Genomic DNA, 26418 nt, shown 5'->3' on the forward strand with positions numbered 1-26418 from the left:
ATTATTGCGCTGCAACATGTGGCCCCTTGCATTCCGGAGCGAACTCAGCCATATGCAGCCCATAGGCGCTTGGGCCGGAGATTCCGGCCTTCTCGACAAATGAGACTGGTTGCGTCTGTTTTCCCTCTTTCCGGTATATCGGCCTCTCTTTCCGATACATCACGAAGTGGCGAAAGAGCCCCGTGGCATGACGCCTGCGGGCACGACAGCGCAGCCGAGTGGACGTTACCGTCCGCCCGCCTTGTCGTTTCATATCAAATTTTTCGACGGCAGGTTGCGCCCTGCCGCCATCGATGTTTGCGGCCAAGACCGCGTGAAAGAAGACTATTTTGACCAACGAAAACACCTCAGCCGGTAACGCAATCTCGGCCGGCAACACTACGGAACTCACCGGTTTCGCAGCTCTTGGAATTACCGGCGCGCTGCTCAAGGCGACGCATGGCGCCGGCTTCACCGAGCCGAAGCCGATCCAGACGCAGGCGATCCCGCCGCAGATGGAAGGCCGTGATATCTTCGGCATCGCCCAGACCGGCTCGGGCAAGACCGCTGCCTTCGCGCTGCCGATCCTGTCGAAGATCATCGCGCTCGGCACCAAGCGCCGAGCCAAGACCACTCGTGCGCTGATCCTGGCGCCGACGCGCGAACTCGCCGTCCAGATCGAGGACACCATCAAGATCCTCGCCAAGGGCGCGCATGTCTCGACCGCTCTCGTGCTTGGCGGCGTCTCGCGCTTCAGCCAGGTGAAGAAGGTTGCGCCCGGCGTCGACATCCTGATCGCCACGCCCGGCCGCCTGACCGACCTGGTGCGCGAGGGCGACCTCATTCTCTCCGACACCAAATGGCTGGTGCTGGACGAGGGTGACCGCATGCTCGACATGGGCTTCATCAACGACGTCAAGCGGATCGCCAAGGCGACCGCGCCCGACCGTCAGACGGTGCTGTTCTCGGCCACCATGCCCAACGAAATCGCCGAGCTGGCGAAGGGCCTGCTGAAGAACCCGATCCGCGTCGAAGTCGCGCCGCAGAGCACCGCGGCCGCCGAGATCGTGCAGGGCGTCGTCTTTGCCCGCACCAAGCAGAAGCGCCAGGTGCTGTCGACGATGCTCGCCGACGAAGCGATGAAGTCCGTCATCATCTTTTCGCGCACCAAGCATGGCGCCGACCGGGTGACCAAGGACCTCGAGCGCGACGGCTTCAAGGCCGCCGTCATCCACGGCAACAAGTCGCAGAACGCCCGCCAGAAGGCGCTCAACGATTTCCGCGAGGGTTCGGTGCGCATTCTCGTCGCGACCGACATCGCGGCGCGCGGCATCGACGTTCCCGGCATCAGCCATGTGGTGAATTTCGACCTGCCGGATGAGGCCGAAAGCTATGTCCACCGCATCGGACGTACCGGCCGTAACGGCATGGACGGCATCGCCATCACGCTTTGCGATCCTTCCGAAAACAGCAAGCTGCGTCAGGTCGAGCGCATCATCCGCAGCAAGCTGCCGATCGTTGCCGACCATCTCGGCAGCCCGGATCCGGTGCGCAATCCGGCCGAAAAGAACGAGCGCTTCGAGCCCGCCAATGATCGCAACGACCGCAATGGCCGTCGCGACGGCAGGCGGCCCGGTGGCCAGAACAACGGCTTCGCCAAGAAGCGTTTTGGTGACAAGCCGGCCTTTGCGGGTGCAAGCGAGCGCAAGCCGGAAGGCGCCAAGGCCTTCAAGGGCAACAACAAGCGCCGCTTCGGCGGCAAGCGGCCCGCTGCGCGGGCTGCCTGATCAGACGAACCGGTCAGGCTCGTCGAGCCTGGCTTGATTGCTGACGATTGAATATGAGGACGGCCGGGGCAATGCTTCGGCCGTCCTTTTCGTTTAGGGCTGCCCGGTAATTGCCTTCACCCACACGACGATCCGCTGCGCCAGGAAAGCCGTGGTCGAGGGCGACAGCGCGTCGCCGGCAATGACGTGGTCGTCGGGATCGCCATTGTCGTCGACGGGCACCAGTTCATGCGGTGCGCCCCAGCGGCCGGCGATTTCGCGGGTGCGATCCTGGCGCACCACCTTGTCGGAATCCGAGAAGATGAACAGCGCCGGTATGGTTGCCTTCTCCACAGGCGCTGCGTAGGCAAGGTTGGTCAGCGCCGCCATCGGTAGCACGGCCGCCATTGGATAGGTGTGCGTCCAGAGTTTCTCGTGCAGCGCGTTGCGGGTCGTAAAGCTGCGCTCTTTGCCGCCGACGAACTCGGCGATCTGCCTGCCCCAGGGCATGGTCAGCAGCTCGGCGCCTGAAGCCCTGATGCCGAAATTCGGCGAGATGAATGCGATTGCAGCGACGCCGTCCGATGCGCCAGGCTCAGTCGCCGCCCATGCCGCCAGCGATCCACCGGTCGAGGTGCCGATGACGATCACCTTGTCGCCGATGGCCCGGCCGATGGCGAGCGCCTCCTCGTAGTCGTTGATCCAGGCATTGACGCTGCATTGCGCCATCGAGGCGCCGTCCTGCCCATGACCGGTGAGGCGGGTGTAGAAAAGGTTGGCGTCGAGTTGGTCGGCGACCTCGTCGGCCAGCGGGCGAACCTCGCCCTTCGATGCCGAAAAGCCATGGATATAGACGATCGCCAATGGCGTCCTGGCGTGAACCATCGGATCGGCCCAGATGATTTCTTTCTCGAGCCCGTCGCGGACGTTGGGCACGGCAGCCTCTTCACGCGCGATATATGCTTGCGGATCGTCGCCGATCACCTTGGGGTCGAAGCTGATTGTTGTGTCGACGGGAACGCGCGGACCAAGCAGGAAGGCCAGGACAAGGATGATGACGACGCCCAGCACCGCAAGCACGATCCGCCGCCCCATCTCAGACTCCATGACAATTCTAAAGCTATGGCGGCCGGTGCAGTCAGGCAACAGCCGGGGCTGTGGACAGCTATTCGTTCGGCGGCTTGCGGTCGAAATTCAGCGGCCGCCCTGTCCAGCGGGTCGCCGTGCTGATGAACCACCGGCAGACTGGCCTTGGCAGCAGTGCCAGCAACTTCAGCCCCCAGCTCAGCCGGTGAGGGAAGGTAACCTCGAAGCCGCCATGCTCGATGCCGCGCAGCAGGCGGCGCGAGGCGCGGTTGACCGGCATCAGCCCCGGCATCGGCAGCATGTTCTTTTCCGTCAGCGGGGTGTCGATGAAGCCCGGATTCATCACCTGGATCCGGACATTCATCTTGTCGAAATCGTATTTCAGCGACTCGGCTAGGATGTTGATCGCCGCCTTCGAGCCGCCATAGGCCGCCGTGGTCGGCCAGCCGAAATAGGCGGTAACCGATCCGACAAGCACGATATGGCCGCGCGCACGGATGCGCATGCGCTCCATGAGCGGGACGATGCCATTGATGATACCGAAATAGTTGACCTCGAAGGTCTGGCGAAAGTCGCGGACCCTGAGGTCTTCGCCGGGCGTGGCGATGTAGTTGCCGGCGTTGAAGACGGCGAGCACGATCGGGCCGAGCTCCTTTTCGATCGCCGCCACCGTGCTTGCCATGCGCGGCTCATCGGTGACGTCGCAAGGGTAGGCGACGACACGTCCCGGCATCTGCGCAGTCTCGACGATGAGCGCGTCGAGTGGGTCGCCGTCGAGTGCGGTGACCGCGACGACAAAGCCCTTTGCCGCGAGGTCCTTTGCCAGCGCACGGCCGATGCCGCTGCTGCCGCCGGTTATCCAGGCGACGCCGTGCTTCGGGTTGGCCCGGTAAAGTGTCATTCTGCGCCCTGCCGATCTGTCATTAGTGCTCTAGCGGTGAAAAAATCGAATGAAAAGAGCGCTTTTCCGTCCTGGTTGAAATGATCGTCATCGCGCGTTGTCCGGCCGCGGGAGATTGCAGTGCCCGAAATGCGACTGGACCAGGCGAATTCTTACCTTGAAACGCACGCTTCGGGTTTCTAGGGTCTCGCCGCAGCTACATAAGGAATCCCGGATGCCCCGTTCTGTGATCGAAGCGATCGGCAACACGCCCCTGATCCGCCTCAACAAGGCCTCGGAGCAGACCGGCTGCGAGATCCTGGGCAAGGCCGAGTTCATGAACCCCGGCCAGTCGGTCAAGGATCGCGCAGGCCTGTTCATCATCCGCGACGCCGAACAGCGCGGGCTGTTGAAGCCGGGCGGGGTCATCGTCGAAGGCACGGCCGGCAATACCGGCATTGGCCTGACGCTGGTTGCCAAGGCGCTGGGCTATCGCACAGTGATCGTTATTCCCGACACCCAGAGCCAGGAAAAGAAGGACACGATCAAGCTGCTTGGCGCCGAGCTGATCGAAGTGCCGGCGGTGCCTTACAAGAACCCCAACAATTACGTGAAACTGTCGGGGCGGTTGGCCGAGCAGATGGCGAGGTCGGAGCCGAACGGCGCGATCTGGGCCAACCAGTTCGACAACGTTGCCAATCGCGACGGCCATATCCGCACCACGGCGGAAGAAATCTGGACGCAGACCGGCGGCAAGGTCGACGGTTTCGTCTCGGCGGTGGGTTCGGGCGGAACGCTGGCCGGCGTCGCCTTCGGGCTGAAGGCCAGGAGCAGCAACGTCAAGATCGCGCTCGCCGATCCGCTAGGTGCGGCGCTCTATTCCTTCTACACGAGTGGCGAATTGAAGTCCGACGGCAGCTCGATCACCGAAGGGATAGGGCAGGGGCGCATCACGGCAAATCTCGATGGGTTCACGCCGGACTTCTCGTTCCAGGTGCCGGACGAGGAAGCGCTGCCGATCGTCTTCGACCTGATCCAGGAAGAAGGCCTGTGCGTCGGCGGTTCGACCGGCATCAACATTGCCGGCGCGATACGGCTGGCGCGCGAGCTTGGCCCCGGCCACACCATCGTGACTATCCTTGCCGACTATGGCACGCGCTACCAGTCGAAGCTGTTCAACCCGGAATTCCTGCGCGAGAAGAACCTGCCGGTGCCGGGCTGGATGGATGAGCGCAGCACAATTCCGGTGCCGTATGAGAAGGTCGCCTGATGGCGCACAGAACAGAAGCGCTGTTTCGCGACGACGCCTATCTCAGAGCGGCTGACGCCACTGTTGTCGCCATCAACGAGCGCGGCGGCATCATTCTCGACCGGACCATCTTCTATGCCACATCGGGCGGCCAGCCTGGCGATACCGGAACATTAGAGCGCGCCGACGGCAGCCGCATCGCCATTGCCGCCACCATCACCGGCGAGACCAAGGACGAGATCATCCATGTGCCGGCGCCGGAGCAGCCGGCACCCGAGGTCGGCGAGCGGGTGAAACTCGCCATCGACTGGGAGCGGCGGCATCTCCTGATGCGCATGCACGCAGCTTGCCATTTGCTCACCGTCGTCTGTCCGTTTCCGATTACCGGTGCTGCGGTTTCCGAAGATGACAGCCGCGTCGACTTCGACGCTCCCGATGCCGGCTTCACCAGGGAAGACGTCACCGCCGGGCTGATGGAACTGGTGCGAGCCGATCATCCGATCTTCATCAGGCTGATCACCGACGAGGAACTGGCAGCCAATCCTGGCCTGGTGAAATCCAAGAATGTCCGGCCGCCCGCCGGCACCGGCAAGATCCGCCTGGTCTGCATCGGCGACAACGCTTCGATCGACAGCCAGCCCTGCGGCGGCACCCATGTCAAAAGCACCGGCGAAGTCGGTGAAATCCATATCGGCAAGATCGAGAAGAAGGGCCGCGAAAACCGGCGTTTTCGCATTCGCTTCGGACCAATGCCGGCGAATTAGGGTCAAATAGCACGTGGCCTCTATGTTGCTCAGCCGGTCTGAGACACCTTGGCTTAACCAAGGTGTCGGAAACTGGACAGTGATCGCTCAACCCATGCTTCGATCTGCTCGGTGACAAACTTGGCTGCTTGATGGTGGATGAAGTGGCCAGCCCCGGGCAAAGCAATCACGGCGGTAACGTTGTCGACTTCTCGGAAGGTCCCCTCAAAAGCGCTTGACGGCACATAGGGATCGTCGGAGCCAAACAGCACAAGGGTCGGCGCCTTGACCAAAGGCAGCTGGCCCAGATCCGGCACCCTGCCAAGCGGTATGTTGGCCCTGTAGTAGCCCAGCATCGCTTCCGGATCGGATCGCCTGAGCGAATCTGTCAGGGCCTGCCTGTCCTGCGGATCGGCGACCCAGGTGGCGAGTTTGTCGATGTCCAGCATCTGGGTGGCGCCCGGGACCTGGAAGCCACGTACATATCCGATGATCTCGGCATTGGCCGGATCGGCGACCGCACGCAGATAGTTGCGGGGGTGCGGTGCCGACAGCAGGATGAGATGGCGCACGACCTGCGGCACGCGTATGGCCAGCCACCATGCGATGATGCCACCCCAGTCATGGCCGACAATAGCGGCCTGGGTCAGCTTTTCCGCTGCAAGAACAGCCAGCACGTCGTTGACCAGGTGGGTCAGCGCATAGTTGCCATGGCCTTGTGGTCCATCGCTTTGTCCGAAGCCCCTCAGGTCCGGCGCGATCACCCGATATCGGTCGCAGAGCGCTTGCATCTGCCGGCGCCAGCCCATTCCGTGATCCGGAATGCCATGCAGAAACACAATCGGCGGGCCTGAGCCCGCCGCTGTGTAGTGCAGTTTGACGTTGCCATTGACGGCAACCCTAGATTCAAACGCCACTTCCTGTTCCGTCAATTGCAATCCATTCGAAGCAGTAGTCCGAGCTGGGAGGCTCGAACCGCCGGCCTACATCTTGACTTCGAGGCGCAGGAACGGGCCGTTGAATGTCTGGGTGCTCTTGTCCGCCATCTCAAGCAGATTGTGCCACTGTTCGACCCGATAGCCTGCGGTGAACGTGGTATTTTCCCACGGTTTGAAAGTCACGCCACCGGAAAGGTCTATGCTGGTAACAACCTTGTTGGAATGCTGGCTTTCGCTGACGTTGATATCTGGATCAGGAGTAGGATCGCTTGGATCGCTCTCATGTTCGTGGAGGCTAAACTTGTCCGTCCGTCGGCCCCACATAGCCGAGCCCGAAACCGCACCGGTAAGACCCCACGTCTCACCCAGCGGATAGTAGACTTCGGCGCCGAGGCGCGGACCGATGCCGTAGAACTCGGATGAGCCAAGCTTGTCAGCGTTGCCGCCCTTGTCGGCCGGATCATTGGGAGTGGCGCTCACATTGAAATTCAGCTTCTCCTTGGAGTGCAGCAAGCGCAGACCGCCGAAGAACCGGATGTCGGCGCCCTGCGCCTCGACATGCTTGCCGATATCGAAGTCGAGCGTCTGGAAATTGTAGCTGTTGCCGAACGACAGGCCGATGACGCCGCCACTTTGCGGGACATTCAGACTAAAGTCGTTGTCCTGGCCGGCGTGAAAAGTACCAGCGAGCCTCCAGTCCACATCCGAAGAAATCGCTTTGGTGAGCGCCACTGATCCGTAGAGATCGCCGAAATCATTGCCACTGCCGAGCTTGTCGCTGGTATCGCCAAGCTTGTCGACGTTGGATTGATAGACCGCGCCTTCGAAGGCAATCTTGATGCGGGAATCGACCACTGCAGGATCGGTTACCTGTGCATCGGCGGCGTGAGCCGCGACCACACCAACTGATGTCACCGAAGCGGCAGACGCTGCAACCGTAGCAAGAAGCTTACTTGAAACCTGATTTCGCATTTTTCCCCGCCTGGAATCGAACTGAATTGACATTAGCCCACTCGCACACTACCGCAGCGGCACCTTTCGTCATAGCTGCCATAATCATTTGATCGGGCAGTGTTACGCGTTTGCCACAGAACCCGTTTTATCTCTGCGAATCGAATATGATAGCGTAGGAGTTTCTGGTCGAGATGTCGGCGCTGGCCGCCTGGTGTCTACGGCTGCGCGGGGGGCATCGATGGACGACCGGATACAAATCGAAAGCGTTCTCAACAACCTCGTCTATGCGCTTTTTGCTCATGGCGGGCAGGCGGAAACGAGTGGTCGGCCCAGCGACTTCGGCAACATGGTTGTCTTTGACAATCCGGGAGCCGTCGACACAATCGTCAAGGCGCCGGAGCTCTTTCGGAAGAACTTCTCCCTGATCTCGGCGCTCGGTTTCAGCCGTTTCAACACGAACGATCAGGATTGGTCGGTCCGGCGTACCATCACCCAGGACGTCTATTTGGCGGCCGCCAAGCCGGCGCAGCAGCATCCCGTTGCGGAAATCTTCGCCACCTGTCTGTCCAGTAGCGACGCCACGCTACCAGCCATCCAGCAAGCGTTGTTCGCCGCGTCGATGACCACATTTTACCGGGCTTTCGGCCTTGTTCCCGATATGGCGGCGACGCTGTTGCTGCTCGACAGGGTCCGCGACGTTCTGAGGCGTCTCCAATATTATTCCTGGGTGACGCCGACGACCGCCGAACGTGGGAACGCTATCCAGGACGCTCGCGCGGTGGTCGCCGATTTCGCATCGCTGCTGATGGCGGATCCCCGCGCCGCTGCGGAGATGGACCGCTTTAGAAGCGAAGCCACAGATATCGAAGGCTTCTCGCCTGTGGAGGAGTTTGTCATGAACTTCTTCGCAGGCGTCGAGACATCGGTGACGACCGCACTTTGGGTGATCGATCGACTGGGGGCAAACCAGCAGGTGCAAGACCGTATCCATGCCGAGGTTCTCTCGGGCGATGCGCAGACGCCGTATACCGATTGCATGATCAACGAAACGATGCGCTTTTTCCCGCCGATTCCGTTCCTGACCCGGGAAGTCGGTGCCGATACGGTTCTCGAAGGTCGGCGTCTCTACGCCGGGCAATTGATCATGGTGTCGATCGTCGGCGTGCACCAGAACCCGGCTTTCTGGTCAAACCCGCGTGTCTTCGATGCCAGCCGGAAGGAGTTCCTCGACAACAGCTTTGATCGGAGGGCCTTCATTCCTTTCCTCACCGGACCGCGCATGTGCGGTGGCGCGCGTCTCGGCCGGCTGGAAGTTCGGGAGGCAGTCCTGGCCATTGTGCGCCAGTTTGCTTTTAGCCGGGCCGACGATGTCATCCGGTTCGACTATGCGCTGGCACTGCGCCCGGCGCAGGGTGCCTCCGTCAGTGTTTCGCGTCGATGAAACGCAGGGTCAGGCATGGTCCTGCCAAAACCGAGCGACATAGTCCCCAAATTGCCTTTTGATCATCGCCTTGAGTTCGGCATCATGCGCATAGCGCGCACCCGTCGATACGGCTTTTGATTTCAACTCGAAACCTGGGAACCAGTTGCTCATCGTGGCGGAAACGTTTTCCTGCTGGTTGGCGATGAAGTCCTCGTAGCAGACCTCAGCCACTCTGCTCTGATCAAGGGTGTTCAGGTAATTTTTCCACCTGATTTCGCTGTCAAAAATATGTTGGGCGGTATCCCTGGCAACCCTCTCGGTCAAAATTGTCACCTTGGGGATTCCAGGCAGCGTCTCCCGACTGTCGAACGGCTGGCCAGTATGGAGCATCGAAAGCAGGCTTATGGTTTGATCCACCTTGTTTCTTCTTGAGAGGAAGACATAGAACGAGTTGCCGTCGTCGTTGCCGATTGAATTGCGTGCGAATGGCAGGTTTTCAAAAAAGATCTTGGCGGCGAACACACCGTTCTCAGTCCTTTTCGCCAGGAGCTGGCGACCATAGGCCATTGCCCGCTCGTTGAGTTTTTCAAGATCAATTGTGTTGTCGGCCGACCAGCGTATCATCAGCGGCAAGGCATACTGCCACTGAAAATACTCTGTTGGGATTCCCAAGCCGAACTGTTGCAAGGTTTGGCAATAGGAATGCCCGGCCGTTCGCGGAGTGGTGCAAATCAGGATCTTGGCGGGATTTTCGCTTGAGCTTTGGCGATCATAGGTCGCCGAGATGTATTCACTGTACAAATCGTCGAAATGCATATCCGGAACCAACCCACAATCACACGCCAGATTTAGGCCGCAGACAGGAACCCCAGGATGAGCAGAGCCTGGTCCAGCGTCATCAGCGATGGCGGATCGCCAGCATCGATGTTGTCGACAAGCCACAGATCAGGCCGTGCGAGCCGTGTGCGCTCGATGGCCTGCCGGTCGACGAATTGGCTGTCGCGGCCGTACATCAACAGAACGCGGGCGTCGATCTTGGCAGCGATTGGGAAAAGATCGTATTGGCGGCCGGTCAGTGCGCCAAAATTTCCCGTCGTTGCGGGGTCATAGGCGAGCCGGAAGCCCGCGGGACCGGCTGCGATCCGGTTCTCCACATAGCGATTGAACACTGCGTCCTCGACCGGCCCCATGAGGGATCTGGTGGTGGCCAGATAGTCCTTGGCAGCCGCACGGCTCTCAAATTTAAGCGCACTTTCCTTCATGACGTCGTCTCTCATAACGTCGACCTTAGGCCCGCCGAGCATTGGAACGTCGTTGAGAACGATTTTCGTGGCCTTGGAGCGAGTCATGTGCAGAAACAACAGCAAGATCGTGCCGCCCCACGAAGTGCCGATGAAGTGGTTCTCCGTGCCGGCGAACTCGCCAAGCGCGCGCAGGCACTTGGAATAGACGTTGATGTCGTAGCCGGAGCCCAGATAGGCGCTACGCCCGCGCCCCAACAGGTCTGGGCAGACAACCAGGAAACCATTGCGGCACAAGAATGTGGCGAGGTAGTTAAAATCGGCACCATTGCCGGTGAAGCCGTGAAGGCAGAAAACTGTGGCGTGAGGCGTGCCGGCTGGCCGCCAGATGCGCACGAACATTGCGGCATACCGGTCATCCAGCCGGATAAGTATTTCTTGCGTCAGTGCCTCGGCAGGCTTGGCCGAACTCATCAGATGTCGCGCTTGCGGACGGCACGCTTGACCGAGCCGCGGTTGTCAATGAAGTCGCGTTTCCAGAACACCGACTTGTCAAGGTTTATGAGCTTGGCGTTCTTGATAAGTGGCAGGATATGGGACGAAGACCGCGTCGCCAGCACCGTGACGGCGGTAGCGTCGCCGCCGGGAAAAGGATTGAGCGGACCGCCATTCTTCGCCCATGCCTCCGCTATCTCGCGACTGGTCTGGATCCATCCAACGTAGGCCACGATAACGTCGTCGATCGAGCCGATCATATGTGTCTGCTGATCCATTTGATAGCGTAGCGTCTTCACCATCAAGCCGAATTCGTAACCATCGAAAGGCGGATAGTGTGCAAGAAAATTGCAAACAAGCCCGAGCGAAGCCGGATTGCTCGGAGTTCGGGAAAACAAGAGATTGCTCATGTCGAGATTTTATTGACCCCGCCCATCCCAGATCATAACCATCACTCCGTACTCGCCACGAAACACGAAAACAATCAGAATCAACACACTGCTGCGGCTGACTACGTCGTGCGCTCGCTGCGCATTCAGATTGTCGGGCCAAACAGGATCCGGAACCGAATGGCCGCCAAAATTTAGTAGTCGGCCAACAAGGCAGGAGAACAACGATGGCCGATGACAGCCCTTTCACAGTCGATGCGGACTGGTTGCAGAGCCGTCTTGGCGAGCCCGGCCTGACGATCGTCGATGCATCCTGGTATCTGCCGGCGCAGAAGCGCGATGCGCGCGCCGAGTATGAGGCTGCGCATATTCCGGGTGCGCGATTCTTCGATCATGATGCGGCCTCCGATCCTGATGCCAAGCTGCCGCACACGCTGCCCTCGCCACAGCATTTCGCGCAATATGTAGGCGCCATGGGAATTTCGGCCGACGACACCATTGTCGTCTATGACGGTCCGGGTTTCTTCTCGGCGCCGCGCGCCTGGTGGATGTTCCGCGTCATGGGCGTGTTCCAGGTCTATGTGCTCGACGGCGGCTTCGACCGCTGGAAGGCGGCGGGCCGGCCGGTGACGGCGGAGCCGACCAAGATCGCGCCGAATGTGTTTCATGCCGATTTCGATGCCGCTCGCGTCGCCAGCCTTGCCGACATGCGCCGCATCGTCGAGACTGGCGAGAGCCAGATTGCGGACGCCCGAGGCGCGGGCCGCTTCACCGGCGCCGAGCCAGAGCCCCGCGCGGGTGTTCGCTCCGGCCACATGCCCGGCGCGCACAATTTGCCTTATTCGGCGCTGTCACAGGATGGCGCGCTATTGTCGAAGGACCAGTTGCGCAAGGCCGTTGAGGATGCCGGTATCGATCTGTCGAAACCGGTCGTCACCTCTTGCGGTTCCGGCATCACGGCGGCTGTCGTCACTCTGGCGCTGGAGACGCTCGGTCACACCGACAACCGGCTCTATGACGGCTCATGGACGGAATGGGGCGGGCTATCCGATACGCCCGTTGCAACGGGCAAGGAATGACGGCGATGGAAAACGGTGTGCTGGAAGACATCGAAGTCACGGTGACGTTTCTGGAAATGCATGTGCCGCCGGCCTATTCGCCGCCGGTGCCCTACAACAGGCAGATCGCGCTGTTGAAGACCAAGGACATTCCGCTGCATTTCTACCGCTACCTGATGGATCGGGTGGGGCGCAAATGGCATTGGGTCAATGTGCTGCGGTTGGACGATGAAGAGCTTGCGGCCGGCATTCACCGCGAGGACCGCGACATCCGGGTGCTTTATCTTGACGGCGCGCCAGCCGGGTTCTTCGACCTCAAGCCGCATCTGCCGGAAGAGGTCGAACTCGCTTATTTCGGCATGATGGAACATGCGACCGGGCAAGGCATCGGCCGTTGGTTCCTCGGTGCGGCGATTGCCGCAGCATGGTCGTATGGGCCGAAACGGGTAACGGTGCAGACCTGCACGCTCGACCATCCGGCTGCCTTGCCGCTCTACCAGAAGCTCGGTTTTGCGCCGGTGGCGCAAAAGAAGGAGACCGTGCATCCGCTGTCGTTCGCCGAGCGCTCGGCCAGCGTCATGCGGCCGTGACTTTCTCCGACTGAAGGCCGAACCGACCGTTCATGGCGAGGAATTCCTGCTCGTGCGGACCCAGGACGAGAACTGGCGCAGGCGCCGGGTGACGCTGCGCCGCTTCGACGATTTCATCCGCTGAGCCGGCGCGGGGCCTGCCCAATGCCGAAGCAGTCCGGCCTGAGACTGGCCGGGCTGCTGACAGTTGACAGGAATCGGGTGGGAAGCACCTCGGCGGGGGCATAATTTCCGGTCAACCACACCGGAGATTTAGCCATGACCGTCCAGTTCAAAGCCTTGCCGACAGAAGATGTGAGAGCGCTGCAGCGCGGCGGGCCGGACGCCTACGGGCAAACGCCGGAGCGGAAGGTTTCAGATGGCGACGGGGTGCCGTGCCGGCATTGCCTGAGAAACGTCGCCGAAGGCGATGGCTATCTGATCATGGCCTATCGGCCATTTCCGGCGTTGCAGCCTTACGCCGAGACAGGACCGATCTTCCTGCATGCGCAGGAATGCGAACGCGCAGCCGAGACGGAAGCGCTTCCAGAGATGCTTGAGAGCAGCGGCTATATCGTGCGCAGCTATGGTGCGGATGACCGCATCGTCTATGGCAGCGGCGGCGTCATTCCGACTGGCGGCATTGCGGCGCGGGCAGAGACGCTGTTTGAGCGCGCTGACATCGCCTATGTCCACGTCCGCTCGGCGCGCAACAATTGTTATCAGTGCCGCATCGAGCGTTTCTGACAAAAAGATGCCCGCCGGTGGTCTGGCGGGCAGTTGGGAACCGTGTGACGGCACGAGCCGTCAAGTTGGCATCCCTGTCTGCACATGTTTTTCGAATGGCTGATGTGAAGCACTTCACACAAGCGCCGCGATTGTCGCCGGCCTGGTGGCGCGCCGACTGCCGGTGAACTGTCGCACTCCCGTCGCATTCGTCCATTAAAAGACGAGTGTCGATGGGTTTGCCGACCGCGGATGAACCGGCGGCGATCTCGACAACGAGGAAGCGGGGCTTTGGCTCCGCTTTTTGTTGCCGGTGTTTTGCCCGCAAGAAAAAACCCACCGGGATGAGCCGGCGGGCTGACGGGAGCAAGTCTTCCCAATTTAGGTGAGATCAGGATGTAGGTCTGGTCAGGCCGCCAGAACCGCCTTCGGTTCGACCAGCTCATAGCCGAGTGCTTCGGCGACGGCGCGATTGGTGATCTTGCCCCTGTGGACATTGAGGCCGTTGCGCAAATGGTGGTCGTCGACCAGCGCCTTCAGGCCCTTGTCGGCCAGCTGCAGGCCATAATGCAGCGTCGCGTTGTTGAGCGCGTGCGCCGAGGTCACCGGCACGGCGCCCGGCATATTGGCGACGCAGTAATGGATCACGCCGTCGACCTCATAGGTCGGCTCGGCATGGGTGGTGGCGTGCGAAGTCTCGAAGCAGCCGCCCTGGTCGATAGCGACGTCGACCAGCACCGAGCCCTTCTTCATGCCCGACAGCATTTCGCGGGTCACCAGCTTGGGTGCAGCAGCACCCGGGATGAGCACGGCGCCGACGACGATGTCGGCCGAGAAGCATTCTTCCTCAAGCGCCTCGACTGTGGAGTAGCGGGTGTGGACGCGGCCTGTAAAGAGGTCGTCCAGCTGGCGCAGGCGCGGGATCGAGCGGTCGATGATGGTGACGTCGGCGCCGAGGCCGACCGCCATGCGGGCGGCATGCAGGCCGACGACGCCGCCGCCGAGCACCGTGACCTTGCCGGGCAGTACGCCGGGCACGCCGCCGAGCAGCACGCCGCGGCCACCATTGGCCTTCTGGAGCGCGGTCGCGCCGGCCTGGATCGACAGGCGGCCGGCAACTTCCGACATCGGCGCCAAGAGCGGCAGGCCGCCGCGGTCGTCGGTTACGGTCTCATAGGCGATTGCGGTGACGCCGGACGCGAGCAGGCCCTTGGTCTGCTCCGGATCCGGGGCCAGGTGCAGATAGGTGTAGAGAATCTGGCCGTCACGCAGCTGCGCCCATTCGTTGGGCTGCGGCTCCTTGACCTTGACGATCATGTCGGACTTGGCGAACACGTCGGCGGCGGTCCTGGCGATGGTGGCGCCGGCGGCGCGGTAGGCATTGTCATCGGCGCCGATGCCGGCGCCGGCGCCGCTTTCGACCAGCACTTCATGGCCATGCGCGACATATTCGCGGACGGAGCCCGGCGTCAGGCCGACGCGGTATTCGTGGTTCTTGATTTCCTTGGGGCAGCCGACGCGCATAGTCTTCTCCTGATCCGGCCCTTCGGGCTCGTTCCCTGTATCAACCGAGTGAACCACGAATCGTTGCGCAGGTGTTTGCGAATGCGCTTGCGCGGGGTCACGCGTTTCGATAATCGTTGCGCGAAATCAAGGAAATTTCGCAGGAATCACGAGAAATGCCGCTCGACAGGATCGATATCGCCATTCTCGAGGCTCTGCAGAAGGATGGGCGCATACCCAATGCGGCGCTCGCCGAAAGGGTCGGCCTGTCGCAGTCGGCCTGTTCGCGCCGGCTCGACAATCTGGAGAAATCCGGCACCATCCGCGGCTATCACGCTCGGCTTTCGAATGCCGCGCTCGGCCACCAGATGACGGCGATCGTGCACATATCGCTGTCGGGCCAATTCGAAAAGACGCTGTCGGATTTCGAGGCGGCGATCAAGCGCTGCCCCAATGTGCTGTCCTGCCACCTGATGTCGGGCGAATATGACTATATCCTGCGCATCGCCGCCAAGGACCTAGTCGACTATGAGCGCATCCACAAGGAATGGCTGTCGGCGATGCCGCACGTGACCAAGATCAATTCGTCGTTTGCCCTGCGCGAGATCGTCGATCGCACGGCCATGGGCATGAAGCCGGAACTGGCTTAACGCCAAAGGCATATACGGATGTTCTTTCCGATATAGCACGCGCCTTCGCGGCGAAGTTCTTCCCAACGTTCATCCCCGTGAGTTTCGGGAATGTCCGAGTTCGCATAGCCTGCCCAGATATCACCGTCCTTGTAGACAACCGCCCAGTAATCTTTGGACATTTCGCCAGCGCCACTATGCGGATCAGGATAGTCGATCCCTGCAAAAACTTGCTTGCGTCCCTGGATGTTAAAATCGCCGCCCGTCTCGATTTGATAGGAGCATCTTCCGGATATGCGGGTCTGACCGTCAACAACAAGCAGGCAGCGGCCCCATTTATAACCGCTCGGCAAACGATGCTGTGGTTGCGCATGCGAGGGCGAAAGGGAGAACGCAATTGCAAGGGCAGCCGCTATGGTTCGTCCGATCATCTTGTCATCCGTTGTCGAAACGGTTCTCCGCAGCGTGTTCCTTTTTGAAGATTATTTATCGACCAAGTCGGATTTTTGTCAGGTGACACTGCGCTGCAATACGGCGGAGGCCTCGGTGACGAGCCGGTCCATCGGGATGTCGTGTGGCTGCGGGTAGATGGTGGCTATGCGCTGCAGTTCGTAGCCGACGCCGATGACCAATGGCTTGAACGGCATGGCAGCCAGCGTGCGGTCGAAGAAGCCACCGCCATAGCCCAGGCGGTAGTTTCGCGGGTCGATGCCGACGATCGGCGAGATGACGATGTCGGGCAGCACCGGCTCGCCTTCGGCCGGGATCGGGATGTTCCAGATGCCTTTTTCCAGCCGGTCGCCGGGTACATAAGCGCGGAAGATCAGCGGCTGGCCTTTCTCGATCACGATGGGCAGCGCCGTGCGGCCGCCGCGTTCGTTGATCGACGCCATCCACGGCCGCAGGTCCGGCTCGCCGCGAAACGGCCAATAGAGGCTGACCATGCGGCCGGCAATGTCGCCGATTGCCGCGTCGAGCCCTTCGGCGATAGCCCGCGACATCGCCACCCGCGCATCGGCGGAAACCGCCAACCGTGCCGCGATCAGACGCTCGCGCTCGGCCTTGCGCCAACGGCGCACATCGGTCCAGTCGGTCAATGGCGCGCGAAATTCCGGATCGAGTTCGTGCATGAAGCAAGGCGGCGAAGAATATTGCGCCCGCCCTTTGCCATCTTTGTCATCGTCGTTGGCCATGCTTCACTCCCGTGGTTCCAGCCCTGCAAGGCTATACCCGTCCATGCTTGCCGACATAGGCATTCGCGACATCCGGCGACGAGTCCTGGGCAGCCTTAAGCGGCAATCTAGCTCGCCGCGACATTGTTGCGGTGCACAAAAATCACTAGATAAAGGGAGACAAATAGGGGTGAATGCGATGAGTGAAACCAGCCATCATGTCGTTGTCGTCGGCGCAGGGTTCGGCGGTCTCGAACTCACCCGGGCGCTGGCCGGCGCACCCGTGCGCATCACCATGATCGACAAGCGCAACCATCACCTTTTCCAGCCGCTGCTCTACCAGGTGGCGACCACCTCGCTGGCGACCTCGGAAGTCGCCTGGCCGATCCGTCATCTGCTGCGCAAGCGCGAGGACGTGACGACCCTGCTCGGCAACGTCACCGGCGTCGACCGTCCAGGCAAACGCGTGCTGCTTGAGGACGGCAGTTCTGTTCCCTACGACACGCTGGTGCTCGCCACCGGCGCGCGTCATGCTTATTTCGGCCACGACGAATGGGAGCCTTTCGCGCCCGGGCTGAAGACGCTTGAAGACGCAACCACCATTCGCCGGCGCATCCTGCTCGCCTTCGAGCAGGCCGAGCGCGAGACCGATCCGGCCAAGCGCCAGGCACTGCTGACACTGGTCATCGTCGGCGGCGGCCCGACCGGCGTGGAGCTTGCCGGCACCATTGTCGAACTCGCGCATGAAACGCTGCGCGGCGAATTCCGCAACATCGACACGCGTGAGGCGCGTGTGGTGCTGGTGGAGGCCGGAGACAGGATCCTAGCCAATTTCGCGCCAAAGCTGTCCGACTATGCGCGCAAGGCGCTGGAGCGGCGGGGCGTCACGGTCGAGCTTGGCCGCGCCGTCACGCGCCTCGATGCCGAAGGCGTCGTCTTTGGCGAGACGCATCTGCCGGCGCGAACCATCCTGTGGGCCGCCGGCGTAGCGGCTTCGCCCGCGGGAGAGTGGCTGGGCGCGCCGGTGGACCGGGCGGGCAGGGTAATGGTCGAGCCCGATCTGACCGTGCCGAACAGTCCGGAGATCTTCGTCGTCGGCGACACAGCGCATGTCTTGCGGCTGGACGGCAAGCCGGTGCCAGGCGTGGCGCCCTCCGCCAAGCAGGAGGGCAAGCATGTTGCCGCGACAATCAGGGCGCGGCTGGCCGGCGATAGCGCGCCGCGCCCTTTCCGCTACAAACATGCCGGCGACCTGGCGACGATCGGCAAGTGGGCAGCCGCGATCGATTTCGGCTCGATCAAGCTCACGGGATGGCTTGCCTGGTGGCTGTGGGGCGTGGCGCATATCTACTTCCTGATCGGTTTTCGCAACCGGCTCTCGGTGTCGCTTAGCTGGCTATGGATCTATTTCACCGGCCAGCGCAGCGCGCGGCTGATCACCCAGGGCGATGATAACAAGGGCTGAGGTTCTCAACCGCGGCCAAGGATATTCATCCAGCCGTCACCTTTTGCTGATCGACTGACTTCCCGATGGACATGGCCGGTTTTCGGCGCGAAGCTTCCGCCCGGGGCTGGGATCTTGTCACGTCGCTGGGAAGGAAAACCAATGCCGCATCTCAACTACCCCGTCTCCCGCCGTAGTTTGCTTGCCGGTGCGGCCGCCAGCGGGGCGCTGATCATGCTGCATCCGTTTTCCGCCCGCGCGCAGGCCAATCAAGCGCATCTGAGGATCATGGAGACCACCGACATCCATGTGAATGTGCTGCCTTACGACTACTACGCAGACAAAGCCAACGACACGATGGGCCTGTCGCGGACGGCCTCACTGATCGCGGCGGTGCGCAAGGAAGCCACCAATGCGATGCTGATCGACAATGGCGATCTTTTGCAGGGCAATCCGATGGGCGATTACATCGCCTATGAGAAGGGCCTCAAGGAAGGCGATCTGCATCCGATCATGAAGGGCATGAACCTGCTGGGCTATGAATGCTCGACGCTCGGCAATCACGAGTTCAATTACGGCCTGTCGTTCCTCGACAAGGTGCTGGCCGGGGCCAATTTCCCGTTCGTCTGCGCCAATCTGATCCGCGGCACCGAGCTTGCCGCCAACCCGCGCGACGACAAGCTCTACCTCAAGCCCTATGTCATCCTCGACAAGAAGATCAAGGACGGGTCGGGCGCCGAGCAGCCGATCAAGATCGGCATCATCGGCTTCGTGCCGCCGCAGATCATGGTCTGGGACCTGAAGAACCTGGAAGGCAATGTCAGGACGCGCGACATCGTCGAGGCGGCCAGGGCATGGGTGCCGCAGATCAAGGAGGAGGGCGCCGACATCGTCATCGCGCTCTCGCATTCCGGCATCGATATCAAGCAGGGCGACGGCATGGAGAACGCCTCCTTCTTCGTCGCCGGCGTCGAAGGCATCGATGCGGTGTTCACCGGCCATCAGCATCTGGTCTTCCCCGGCAAGAAGGATTTTCAGGCGCTCGAAGGCGTCGACACCGAGAAAGGCACGCTGCAGGGCAAGCCCGCCGTGATGGGCGGTTTCTGGGGCTCGCATATGGGACTGATCGATCTGCTTCTGGAACGGGACGGATCGAAATGGCGCGTAGCCTCGGCCACATCCGAGGCAAGGCCGATCTACGAGCGCGTCGACAAGGCAAACAAGCCGACGGTGGCGGACGACCAGCGCGTCGTCGATGCGCTGAAGGCGGACCATGAGGCGACACTTGCCTATGTCCGCCGACCGGTCGGCAAGACCTCGGCGCCGCTCTATTCCTATTTCGCGCTGGTCGCCGACGATCCGTCGGTGCAGATCGTCAACCAGGCGCAGAGCTGGTACCTCATGGACATATTGAAGAGCACGCAGTGGAAGGATGTGCCGCTGCTGTCGGCGGCAGCACCCTTCAAGGCCGGCGGGCGCAACGGCGCCGACTACTATACCGACGTGCCGGTGGGCGACATCGCCATCAAGAACGTCGCCGACCTCTATCTCTATCCGAACACGGTGCGCGCCGTCGAAATCACCGGCGCGCAAGTGAAGGAATGGCTGGAAATGTCGGCCGGCATTTTCAGGAAGATCGAGCCGGGCAAGGCCGACCAGGCGCTCATCGACACCGAATTCCCGTCCTACAATTTCGATGTGATCGATGGCGTCAGCTACGGAATAGACCTGTCGCAGCTGCCGAAATACGATGCCAAGGGTGGCGTCGCCAATGCCGGCTCGAACCGCATCGTCGGCCTCAGCTTCGACGGCAAGCCGATTGATCCGGCAGCGAAATTCGTCGTCGCCACCAACAATTACCGCGCCGGCGGTGGCGGCAATTTCCCCGACATCAATGCCTCGAAGATCATCTACGAGGCGCCGGACACCAACCGCGACGTGATCGTGCGCTACGTCGTCAGCGAAGGCACGATCAACCCCTCGGCCGACGACAATTGGTCGTTCACGCCGCTGCCCGGCACCAGCGTCGTGTTCGAGACCGGCCCCAAAGCGAAGGATTTCATATCGGGAGTGAAATCGCTCAAGATCGAGCCGGCCGGCGAGGGCGAATCCGGGTTTGCGAAGTATCGCATCCTGCTTTGAGGCAACGTGCAGCTAACAGGGAAAACGAGCGGGCATACGCCCGCTCAATCACGCTTCGGATCAGGCTTTGTAGACCACTTGGCGCACGTCGATGTAGCTGGCTCTAAAGCCGGCTTCGCAATAGTGGAGATAAAATTCCCAAAGCTTCTTGAAGCGGTCGTCGAAGCCGAGCGGGACGATCTTTTCCCACGACGCCCAGAAGCGGTTGCGCCATTCGGCAAGCGTGCGGGCATAGTCGTCCGGAAAGACGCGCTCGCGCAGATGGGCAAGGCCATGGTCGCTGCCCAGCGTCTTCAGGATCGACGGCGTCGGCAGCATGCCGCCTGGAAAGACATAGCGCTGGATAAAATCCGGCCGCGCCCGATAGGTGTCGTAAGCGGCCTCGTTGATGGTGATGATCTGCAGGCCGGCGGTGCCGCCGGGCCTCAGGCATGCCTTCATCTTGCCGAAAAATACCGGCCAATATTTTTCGCCGACCGCCTCGAACATCTCGATCGAGGCGATGCGGTCGTAAGTGCCCGTTTCGTCTCGGTAATCCTGCAGCTTGATGTCGACCTTGTCAGACAGTCCCGCCTTCTGGATGCGCGCCTTGGCGAAATCGTGCTGTTCGCGGCTGATGGTCAGGCCGGTGACGCGGCAGCCGATCTCGCGCGCGGCAAATTCGGCAAAACCGCCCCAGCCGCAGCCGATCTCGAGCACATGGTCCTTCTTGCCGATACCCGTATCCTTGGCCAGCGCGCGGTATTTGGCGGCCTGAGCGCTTTCCAGGTCGTTGGCGCCGGTCGCATAGAGCGCCGACGAATAGGTCATGCTGGGATCGAGCCATTGCTTGTAGAAGGCGTTGCCGAGATCGTAATGCGCCGAGATGTTGCGCTTCGAGCCTGTGCGGGTGTTTTCGTTGAACCAGTGGCGGATGCGCTGGACCGTGTTGATGAGCCAGTTGGCGCCGCCGGCAATGCGTTCGCCAACGGCCGAGTTGACGACGAACAATTCCAGGAAGCTGGTTACATCAGGGCTTTCCCAGTCGCCGTCCATGTAGGATTCGGCAACGCCGATGGTGCCGCCGGAAAAGGCACGGCCGGGCAGGCGCCAGTTCTTCAACACCAGTTCGGCATCCGGGCCGGGTCCGTTGCCGCCGACAAGAACCGCCCGGCCATCCGGCATCCTCACCTTCAGCGAACCGCGCGGCAATTTCATCGCCGCCGACAGCACCATGCGCGCCTTGGCCGGCAGGCCCTTGACCATCTCGGCGAAATTGAGTTCGTCCAGCCTGATGGCGTCGCCGATGCCTTTGTATTCCCTGACAGCCATCTCACACCCCCCTGGACTTCCGCGGGGGCGGCGCAAGATCTGCCGGCCTCCACATCCTCCACTTTCATTCGCCAGGCGCGAACGCCGTAGCCTGCGTGAATTTTCGCCACAATCTTCCATGGCATTGGCCGAAACTTCAAGAGGCAAGCTTCGTGCGGCGCTGGCCCAGCTTGCCGGCCTGAGGCCAGAATCCGCGGGAGAGCGCGGCCCTCGGCGAAATCGCTATGGTTACGAACAGCCACATACGTTAGTTTCAGCCATGCGTTATGTCATCGTCATCGTCGCCATCGCCTTTTTCCTGATCTGGGACGGCCTCTACAATCAGGGCCGCTATCTCGACACGACGGTCAGGGAGATGTCGCGCGTCGTGCGCTACGTCACCGGCAAAGCCTAGCTTTTTGCGCCTCTGCAAAGTCGCCTGCCGGCATTGCCGGGCGCGACATCGTGGCGGTTGACGCGACGGTCCCGCTCACACAAAACATGCTGCAAATCGAACGTGGAGGCAGGCGTGATCCGGCATATCGTTTTCTTCAGCGCGCGGCGCAAGGACGATGTCGAGGCCGTGCGCACAGGCTTGCTCACACTGGGCAAGATCCCGCATTCAAGCCTCTTCGAGGTGACGCTCAACAGCAAGGTCGATCCGCTGTCGGATGCGATCGACGTGGTCGTCTATGCCGAGTTCGAGGATGATGCCGCGCTTGCCGCATACAAGGCGCACCCGCTCTATGCCGAGACGACCAGCCGGGTCAAACCCTTGCGCGAATTGCGCTATTCGGCCGATATCGTGGCGACGGCCTGATCGGGCCGGCAAGAGGCCTTGAACCAATTTCGGGAATGATGCACACCGCGCCGGCATGACCAGCACGACCCATCCGCTTGACCATCTGGTGCTGCCGACGGCGAGCCTCGCCGTGGCGCGGGCGCGGCTGACATCGCTTGGCTTCATCGTCGCGCCAACCGGCATTCATCCCTTCGGCACCGAAAATTGCTGCGTCTTCCTTGCCGACGGCACCTATCTCGAACCGCTGGCGGTTGGGAACGAACAGCTGGCAGCGAGTGCGATCGCCGGCGGCAATGTCTTTGTCGCGCGCGACCGGCTCTATCGCGCGAGGCTGGGCGATGAGGGCTTTTCCGCCGTGGTGCTGGCCACCGACGATGCCGATGCGGACCATGCGCGCTTTATCAAAGCCGGCCTGTCGGCGGGAGACGTACTGAGCTTTTCCCGCGCCTTCACCGACACGGCCGGAAAGAGCGACATGGCCTCGTTCAAACTGGCTTTCGCCGCCGGCGCCGAGACGATGGACGCCTTTCTGTTCGCTTGCGAGCGGATCAACGCCCCTCAAATCGACCGTACGGCGCTGCAGGCTCATGCCAATGGCGTGACCGGCATTGCCGAAATCGTTGCGGTCAGCGATGTGCCTTCCACACAGATCAGCCTGATCTCGACAGTGGTTGGCTCGGAGCAGCAGAGCAGCGCGGTCTTCGACCTGCCGAATGCGCGTCTGACCGTTCTGGATCCTGCGGCTTTCACCGCGCGCTTCGACATTCCGGCCGGTGCGCCGACAAGAGTTCGCTTCGCCGCGATTGTCTTTTCAGTCCGCAGTGTCGGCGCTGTCGCGAGGCTGCTTGCAGACAACGCCGTCGGGCACGATATAGCGGGCAACGAAATCGTCGTGCAGCCGGCATCCGGACAGGGCGCGGCTTTCATCTTCCGGGAGACCCCATGAGCAAGCCGCAAGGGCCCAATTCGCTGGCGCCGAATTCGTCGGTAACCGTCGGCAACGTCGTCTTCGACAACAGCGGGCCCTTGGCGTTGATCGCCGGCCCGTGCCAGTTCGAATCGCGCCAGCACGCTTTCGACATGGCCGGCGCGCTGAAGGAACTGACCGGCAAGCTCGGCATCGGCCTCGTCTACAAGACCAGCTACGACAAGGCCAACCGCACCTCGCTGTCGGCAACGCGCGGCGCCGGCATGGACGTGGCGCTTCCGGTGTTCGACGAGTTGCGCAAGGCGTTTTCGCTTCCCATTCTGACCGATGTCCACACCGAGGAGCAGTGCGCGATCGTCGCACCCCATGTCGATGTGCTGCAGATTCCGGCCTTCCTGTCGCGCCAGACCGACATGCTGGTCGCCGCGGCCAAGACCGGCAAGGTGATCAACGTCAAGAAGGGGCAGTTCCTGGCGCCCTGGGACATGAAGAACGTGGTGGCCAAGATCACCGGTTCGGGCAACCACAATGTGCTGACCACCGAGCGCGGCGCGTCTTTCGGCTACAACACGCTGGTGTCGGACATGCGGGCTTTGCCTGTGATGGCCCAGATCGGCGCGCCGGTGATTTTCGACGCCACCCATTCGGTGCAGCAGCCAGGCGGGCAGGGCGGTTCCTCCGGTGGCGAGCGCCGCTTTGTCGAGACGCTGGCGCGGGCTGCCGTTGCCGTCGGCGTCGCCGGCGTGTTCATAGAGACCCACCAGGATCCCGACAATTCGACCTCCTCCGACGGGCCCAACATGCTGCCACTGAAGGACATGCCGGCGCTGCTCGAAAGACTGATGGCGTTCGACCGCATCGCCAAGAATGCTGCTGACCTGAACCGAGGCTGATGGTTTCGGCATGGCGCGCGCGCTGCCCTGCTTGTGGAAGGCATAAGCGGGCTGTAGGCTCGCTGCTGCAAATGAGCGTCTTGGCAGGAGGAAGCCATGTCCGTCGCCCGCGTCACCGAAATCACGTCGTCGTCGAAAAAGAGCTTTCAGGACGCCATCGAGAAGGGGATTGAGCGCGCCTCAAAGACCCTGAAGAACGTCGAAGGCGCCTGGATCCAGGACCAGAAGATCGTCGTCGAGGACGGCAGGATCGCGGCCTATCGCGTCAACATGAAGGTGACGTTCATCCTCGCGGAGTAACCGCCCGCCGCTCGAAAAAACGGGAACTTTCGCCCGCGCCCCTCATTGTCAAAGTATCGATCAACGACATGAGGAGCAGCAGCCATGACCACCCAGACAGGCCACACCGAAGCCATCGCCGCTTCGCGCGTCATCGGCACGTCGGTCTACAACACCGAAGGCACGAGCATCGGCAGCATCGAGGACATCATGCTCGACAAGACGTCGAACGGCATCATGTTCGCGGTGATCGGGTTCGGTGGATTTCTCGGCATTGGCGAGAAGTATCACGCCATTCCGTGGGCGAGCCTCGACTATGACGAGGACAAGGGCGGCTATGTCGTGCCGTTCTCGAAGGAGCAGCTGAAGGCAGCACCCGCCTATTCGATCAATGAACTGGCCGGCGCCGATGGCGAGGCCGCACGTGATGCTTCCTATGATTACTACAAGGTCACGCCGTATTGGCATTGATCAGCTGCGCTGACGCCTGACGTGAAAAGGCCCCCGAATTCCGAAACGGGGGCCTTTTCAGTGCAACCCGACAGTTTCTAAATTATTCTGCTGCATGAAGCGTAGACAGCTGCGTCGCCGCCCTGGGCGGCTGCTGCGTATCGCAGGACGTCAGGAACGCCGCCGCGATCAGGAACAAACTCACGATACCGCTCAACTCGGACATGGCGAAACTCCTCCTGTTTCGCCCCGCGCATCACCATCCTAGTCGACACAGAGATTGTTATCTCTGAATTATGATGACGTGGTGTTGTCGAACGTGATCCGAGGCATGCTCAGCCGAGGAGTCCGGCATTCTTCACCGCCTTGAAAACCTTTTCGTGCCAGGCGATCCGATCCGCTTCGCCATTGGCCTGCGTGGCGGAATTGGCGTTGCCGACGTTGATCGCGCGCGAGATCTTTTTGATCAGGCCGGCATCGGCAAAGGCATTGCAGCCTGACCCTTTCCATTCGGCGCAAGCTGCGAGCAGCGAAGTCTGCGGATCCTCGATCAGTTCAGGATGATTGGCGAGGTCAACCTTGGCGAGCTTGCCCTTGGCCGTGTACGCGTCGCGCCCGGTGGTCTGGAACGTGCCGCCGCCGCGGAAATTGAAGCCGTCCAACGTTCCTTTCACATTGCCCATGCGGCCGCCATAGGCCCAGTCGCCTAGGGCTTGCGGCTTGCGCAGCAGGTTGTCCCCGATCCACTGATCGGTCTTGCCCGCGGCTCGCGACCTCCATGCGTTCCGGATTGCCGCCACGGTCGTGTAGGTCAGGGATTCGCGAATGAGGGTGAAGCCACCGGTTTCCATCGCCGCTTGAGCGAAGAAATGCATCAGCCGATCATAATTGTTGCACACGCCATGATCGCCAAGTGCCTTGAGGCCCTTGTCGGAGGTAAAGGCGCCGATGTAACCGTCATAGATTGTTCGCTTGGAACCGCTTGCCGGTCTCGGCGCGAATTTCTGGAAGACCGCTGCCGGCAAACCCTTGTTCGGATCGCCCGCAACCGCTTCGAGCACGCTCTCGACACTCTCGGTCGACAGCACCGGTTCGCCTTCGACGACCACCGAAGCATTGGGAATTCGCTTGCCGTTGCTTTTCGGGAAGCCACCGCCGGCAAAGGTTTTCAGATCGTCAATGAGGGCGATTACGCGTGTCCGGCTCTCCGTGAAATCCATGTCGGAAAGCGGACCGCTCACCTTCTTCGTTGGGTTGATGCATCCGACGCTGGACAGGAAATTGACGCCCGGATGGATCAGGATTTCGGTGCGCTTGTTGGTCTTCAGCAGTTCGAGTCCAGGTTTGGGTGGCGTCTTGGCGCCAGTGTAGCCGATGGTCACATATTTGC

The 26418-nt window shown here is 61.4% G+C and carries 29 protein-coding genes and 1 pseudogene; 17 read left to right on the plus strand and 13 right to left on the minus strand.

The features are described 5' to 3' along the window. Positions 1-329 precede the first annotated feature (329 nt). Positions 330-1766, plus strand: coding sequence for a DEAD/DEAH box helicase (locus NKH54_RS22195; RefSeq protein WP_023698795.1), 1437 nt, complete (start codon positions 330-332; stop codon positions 1764-1766). A gap of 93 nt (positions 1767-1859) precedes the next feature. Here NKH54_RS22195 and NKH54_RS22200 read toward each other — a convergent pair whose 3' ends face one another. Together NKH54_RS22200 and NKH54_RS22205 are read right to left on the minus strand one after the other, a co-directional pair. Further along, a complete protein-coding gene (locus NKH54_RS22200) occupies positions 1860-2840 on the minus strand; it encodes an alpha/beta hydrolase (protein WP_352459015.1) in 981 nt (326 codons plus the stop codon). A 70-nt stretch (positions 2841-2910) separates the two neighbouring features. After that, positions 2911-3732, minus strand: coding sequence for an SDR family oxidoreductase (locus NKH54_RS22205; protein ID WP_353028873.1), 822 nt, complete (start codon positions 3730-3732; stop codon positions 2911-2913). Between the two features lie 214 nt (positions 3733-3946). Here NKH54_RS22205 and NKH54_RS22210 point away from each other — a divergent pair, with 214 nt between their 5' ends. Both NKH54_RS22210 and NKH54_RS22215 read left to right on the plus strand, forming a co-directional pair. After that, on the plus strand, positions 3947-4981 hold the full coding sequence (locus NKH54_RS22210) for a cysteine synthase A (protein ID WP_023672785.1): 1035 nt from the start codon (positions 3947-3949) through the stop codon (positions 4979-4981). Next, positions 4981-5724: an alanyl-tRNA editing protein gene (locus NKH54_RS22215; protein ID WP_353028874.1), complete on the plus strand. Its 744-nt coding sequence runs from the start codon at positions 4981-4983 to the stop codon at positions 5722-5724. Before NKH54_RS22210 ends, NKH54_RS22215 begins: the two co-directional genes overlap by 1 nt. 53 nt (positions 5725-5777) lie before the next feature. On the opposite strand, the gene NKH54_RS22220 is transcribed toward NKH54_RS22215, so the two are convergent. Together NKH54_RS22220 and NKH54_RS22225 are read right to left on the minus strand one after the other, a co-directional pair. Beyond that, complete coding sequence (locus NKH54_RS22220; RefSeq protein WP_353028875.1) at positions 5778-6635, minus strand: alpha/beta fold hydrolase; 858 nt, start codon at positions 6633-6635, stop codon at positions 5778-5780. 51 nt (positions 6636-6686) lie between these two features. Beyond that, positions 6687-7613 (minus strand): Lpg1974 family pore-forming outer membrane protein, encoded by a 927-nt coding sequence (locus NKH54_RS22225; protein WP_156931562.1) that lies wholly within the window; start codon positions 7611-7613, stop codon positions 6687-6689. 220 nt (positions 7614-7833) lie between these two features. Here NKH54_RS22225 and NKH54_RS22230 point away from each other — a divergent pair, with 220 nt between their 5' ends. Beyond that, entirely contained in the window at positions 7834-9036 is a 1203-nt protein-coding gene (locus NKH54_RS22230; RefSeq protein WP_353028876.1) for a cytochrome P450, read from the plus strand. A gap of 9 nt (positions 9037-9045) precedes the next feature. Here the strand turns inward: NKH54_RS22230 and NKH54_RS22235 are convergent, their stop codons facing one another. From NKH54_RS22235 to NKH54_RS22245, 3 genes are read right to left on the minus strand one after another with little or no spacing between them, the layout of a single operon-like run. Then, the gene (locus NKH54_RS22235; RefSeq protein WP_023672791.1) at positions 9046-9834 is read right to left on the minus strand and encodes a Stf0 family sulfotransferase; all 789 of its coding nucleotides are present in this window, start codon (positions 9832-9834) and stop codon (positions 9046-9048) included. A gap of 32 nt (positions 9835-9866) precedes the next feature. Further along, entirely contained in the window at positions 9867-10733 is an 867-nt protein-coding gene (locus tag NKH54_RS22240) for an alpha/beta fold hydrolase (RefSeq protein WP_353028877.1), read from the minus strand. Then, the gene (locus NKH54_RS22245; RefSeq protein ID WP_023672793.1) at positions 10733-11164 is read right to left on the minus strand and encodes a hypothetical protein; all 432 of its coding nucleotides are present in this window, start codon (positions 11162-11164) and stop codon (positions 10733-10735) included. The genes NKH54_RS22240 and NKH54_RS22245 overlap by 1 nt, the downstream gene beginning before the upstream one ends. Positions 11165-11370: 206 nt before the next feature. Here NKH54_RS22245 and sseA point away from each other — a divergent pair, with 206 nt between their 5' ends. The 4 genes and pseudogenes from sseA (at position 11371) to NKH54_RS22265 (ending at position 13517) form a co-directional block, all read left to right on the plus strand. After that, positions 11371-12222, plus strand: a complete 852-nt coding sequence (gene sseA / locus NKH54_RS22250; protein WP_353028878.1) for a 3-mercaptopyruvate sulfurtransferase — start codon at positions 11371-11373, stop codon at positions 12220-12222. A 5-nt stretch (positions 12223-12227) separates the two neighbouring features. After that, on the plus strand, positions 12228-12791 hold the full coding sequence (locus NKH54_RS22255) for a GNAT family N-acetyltransferase (RefSeq protein WP_353028879.1): 564 nt from the start codon (positions 12228-12230) through the stop codon (positions 12789-12791). Positions 12792-12810: 19 nt separating this feature from the next. After that, a pseudogene (locus NKH54_RS22260) lies at positions 12811-12915 on the plus strand (OmpA family protein); the annotation flags it as partial. A gap of 134 nt (positions 12916-13049) precedes the next feature. Further along, complete coding sequence (locus NKH54_RS22265) at positions 13050-13517, plus strand: DUF1203 domain-containing protein (RefSeq protein ID WP_353028880.1); 468 nt, start codon at positions 13050-13052, stop codon at positions 13515-13517. Between the two features lie 387 nt (positions 13518-13904). On the opposite strand, the gene ald is transcribed toward NKH54_RS22265, so the two are convergent. Further along, complete coding sequence (gene ald, locus NKH54_RS22270; protein ID WP_352741584.1) at positions 13905-15020, minus strand: alanine dehydrogenase; 1116 nt, start codon at positions 15018-15020, stop codon at positions 13905-13907. 155 nt (positions 15021-15175) lie between these two features. On the opposite strand from ald, the gene NKH54_RS22275 reads away from it, so the two are divergent. Further along, a complete protein-coding gene (locus tag NKH54_RS22275; protein ID WP_023668897.1) occupies positions 15176-15649 on the plus strand; it encodes an Lrp/AsnC family transcriptional regulator in 474 nt (157 codons plus the stop codon). Here NKH54_RS22275 and NKH54_RS22280 read toward each other — a convergent pair. Further along, positions 15646-16059 carry a hypothetical protein gene (locus tag NKH54_RS22280; RefSeq protein ID WP_031202102.1) on the minus strand — a complete coding sequence of 138 codons (414 nt, stop codon included), beginning with the start codon at positions 16057-16059 and terminating at the stop codon, positions 15646-15648. The genes NKH54_RS22275 and NKH54_RS22280 overlap by 4 nt on opposite strands. Before the next feature lie 78 nt (positions 16060-16137). Then, complete coding sequence (locus NKH54_RS22285; RefSeq protein WP_023710543.1) at positions 16138-16821, minus strand: 5-formyltetrahydrofolate cyclo-ligase; 684 nt, start codon at positions 16819-16821, stop codon at positions 16138-16140. 178 nt (positions 16822-16999) lie between these two features. On the opposite strand from NKH54_RS22285, the gene NKH54_RS22290 reads away from it, so the two are divergent. Further along, the gene (locus NKH54_RS22290) at positions 17000-18265 is read left to right on the plus strand and encodes an NAD(P)/FAD-dependent oxidoreductase (RefSeq protein ID WP_023710542.1); all 1266 of its coding nucleotides are present in this window, start codon (positions 17000-17002) and stop codon (positions 18263-18265) included. A gap of 141 nt (positions 18266-18406) precedes the next feature. Beyond that, on the plus strand, positions 18407-20386 hold the full coding sequence (locus NKH54_RS22295) for a bifunctional 2',3'-cyclic-nucleotide 2'-phosphodiesterase/3'-nucleotidase (protein WP_353028881.1): 1980 nt from the start codon (positions 18407-18409) through the stop codon (positions 20384-20386). Between the two features lie 60 nt (positions 20387-20446). Here the strand turns inward: NKH54_RS22295 and NKH54_RS22300 are convergent, their stop codons facing one another. Continuing rightward, complete coding sequence (locus NKH54_RS22300; protein ID WP_353028882.1) at positions 20447-21697, minus strand: class I SAM-dependent methyltransferase; 1251 nt, start codon at positions 21695-21697, stop codon at positions 20447-20449. A gap of 259 nt (positions 21698-21956) precedes the next feature. On the opposite strand from NKH54_RS22300, the gene NKH54_RS22305 reads away from it, so the two are divergent. The 6 genes from NKH54_RS22305 to NKH54_RS22330 all read left to right on the plus strand — a co-directional run bounded on the left by NKH54_RS22305 (position 21957) and on the right by NKH54_RS22330 (position 25049). Continuing rightward, positions 21957-22091 carry a hypothetical protein gene (locus tag NKH54_RS22305; RefSeq protein ID WP_023688440.1) on the plus strand — a complete coding sequence of 45 codons (135 nt, stop codon included), beginning with the start codon at positions 21957-21959 and terminating at the stop codon, positions 22089-22091. 114 nt (positions 22092-22205) lie between these two features. After that, a complete protein-coding gene (locus NKH54_RS22310; RefSeq protein ID WP_023691273.1) occupies positions 22206-22496 on the plus strand; it encodes a Dabb family protein in 291 nt (96 codons plus the stop codon). A gap of 55 nt (positions 22497-22551) precedes the next feature. Beyond that, positions 22552-23424 carry a VOC family protein gene (locus NKH54_RS22315; RefSeq protein WP_353028883.1) on the plus strand — a complete coding sequence of 291 codons (873 nt, stop codon included), beginning with the start codon at positions 22552-22554 and terminating at the stop codon, positions 23422-23424. Continuing rightward, positions 23421-24299, plus strand: a complete 879-nt coding sequence (gene kdsA / locus NKH54_RS22320) for a 3-deoxy-8-phosphooctulonate synthase (protein WP_353028884.1) — start codon at positions 23421-23423, stop codon at positions 24297-24299. The genes NKH54_RS22315 and kdsA overlap by 4 nt, the downstream gene beginning before the upstream one ends. Before the next feature lie 96 nt (positions 24300-24395). After that, positions 24396-24599, plus strand: coding sequence for a dodecin family protein (locus NKH54_RS22325; protein ID WP_023668908.1), 204 nt, complete (start codon positions 24396-24398; stop codon positions 24597-24599). Between the two features lie 84 nt (positions 24600-24683). Next, the gene (locus NKH54_RS22330; RefSeq protein WP_023668909.1) at positions 24684-25049 is read left to right on the plus strand and encodes a PRC-barrel domain-containing protein; all 366 of its coding nucleotides are present in this window, start codon (positions 24684-24686) and stop codon (positions 25047-25049) included. Positions 25050-25131: 82 nt separating this feature from the next. Here the strand turns inward: NKH54_RS22330 and NKH54_RS22335 are convergent, their stop codons facing one another. Continuing rightward, positions 25132-25254: a hypothetical protein gene (locus NKH54_RS22335; protein WP_023682563.1), complete on the minus strand. Its 123-nt coding sequence runs from the start codon at positions 25252-25254 to the stop codon at positions 25132-25134. Between the two features lie 109 nt (positions 25255-25363). Continuing rightward, the gene (locus NKH54_RS22340) at positions 25364-26410 is read right to left on the minus strand and encodes a glycoside hydrolase family 19 protein (RefSeq protein ID WP_353028885.1); all 1047 of its coding nucleotides are present in this window, start codon (positions 26408-26410) and stop codon (positions 25364-25366) included. Between the last annotated feature and the right edge of the window lie 8 nt (positions 26411-26418).

The organism is Mesorhizobium sp. M1004, from assembly GCF_040318795.1.
Taxonomy (GTDB): Bacteria; Pseudomonadota; Alphaproteobacteria; order Rhizobiales; family Rhizobiaceae; genus Mesorhizobium.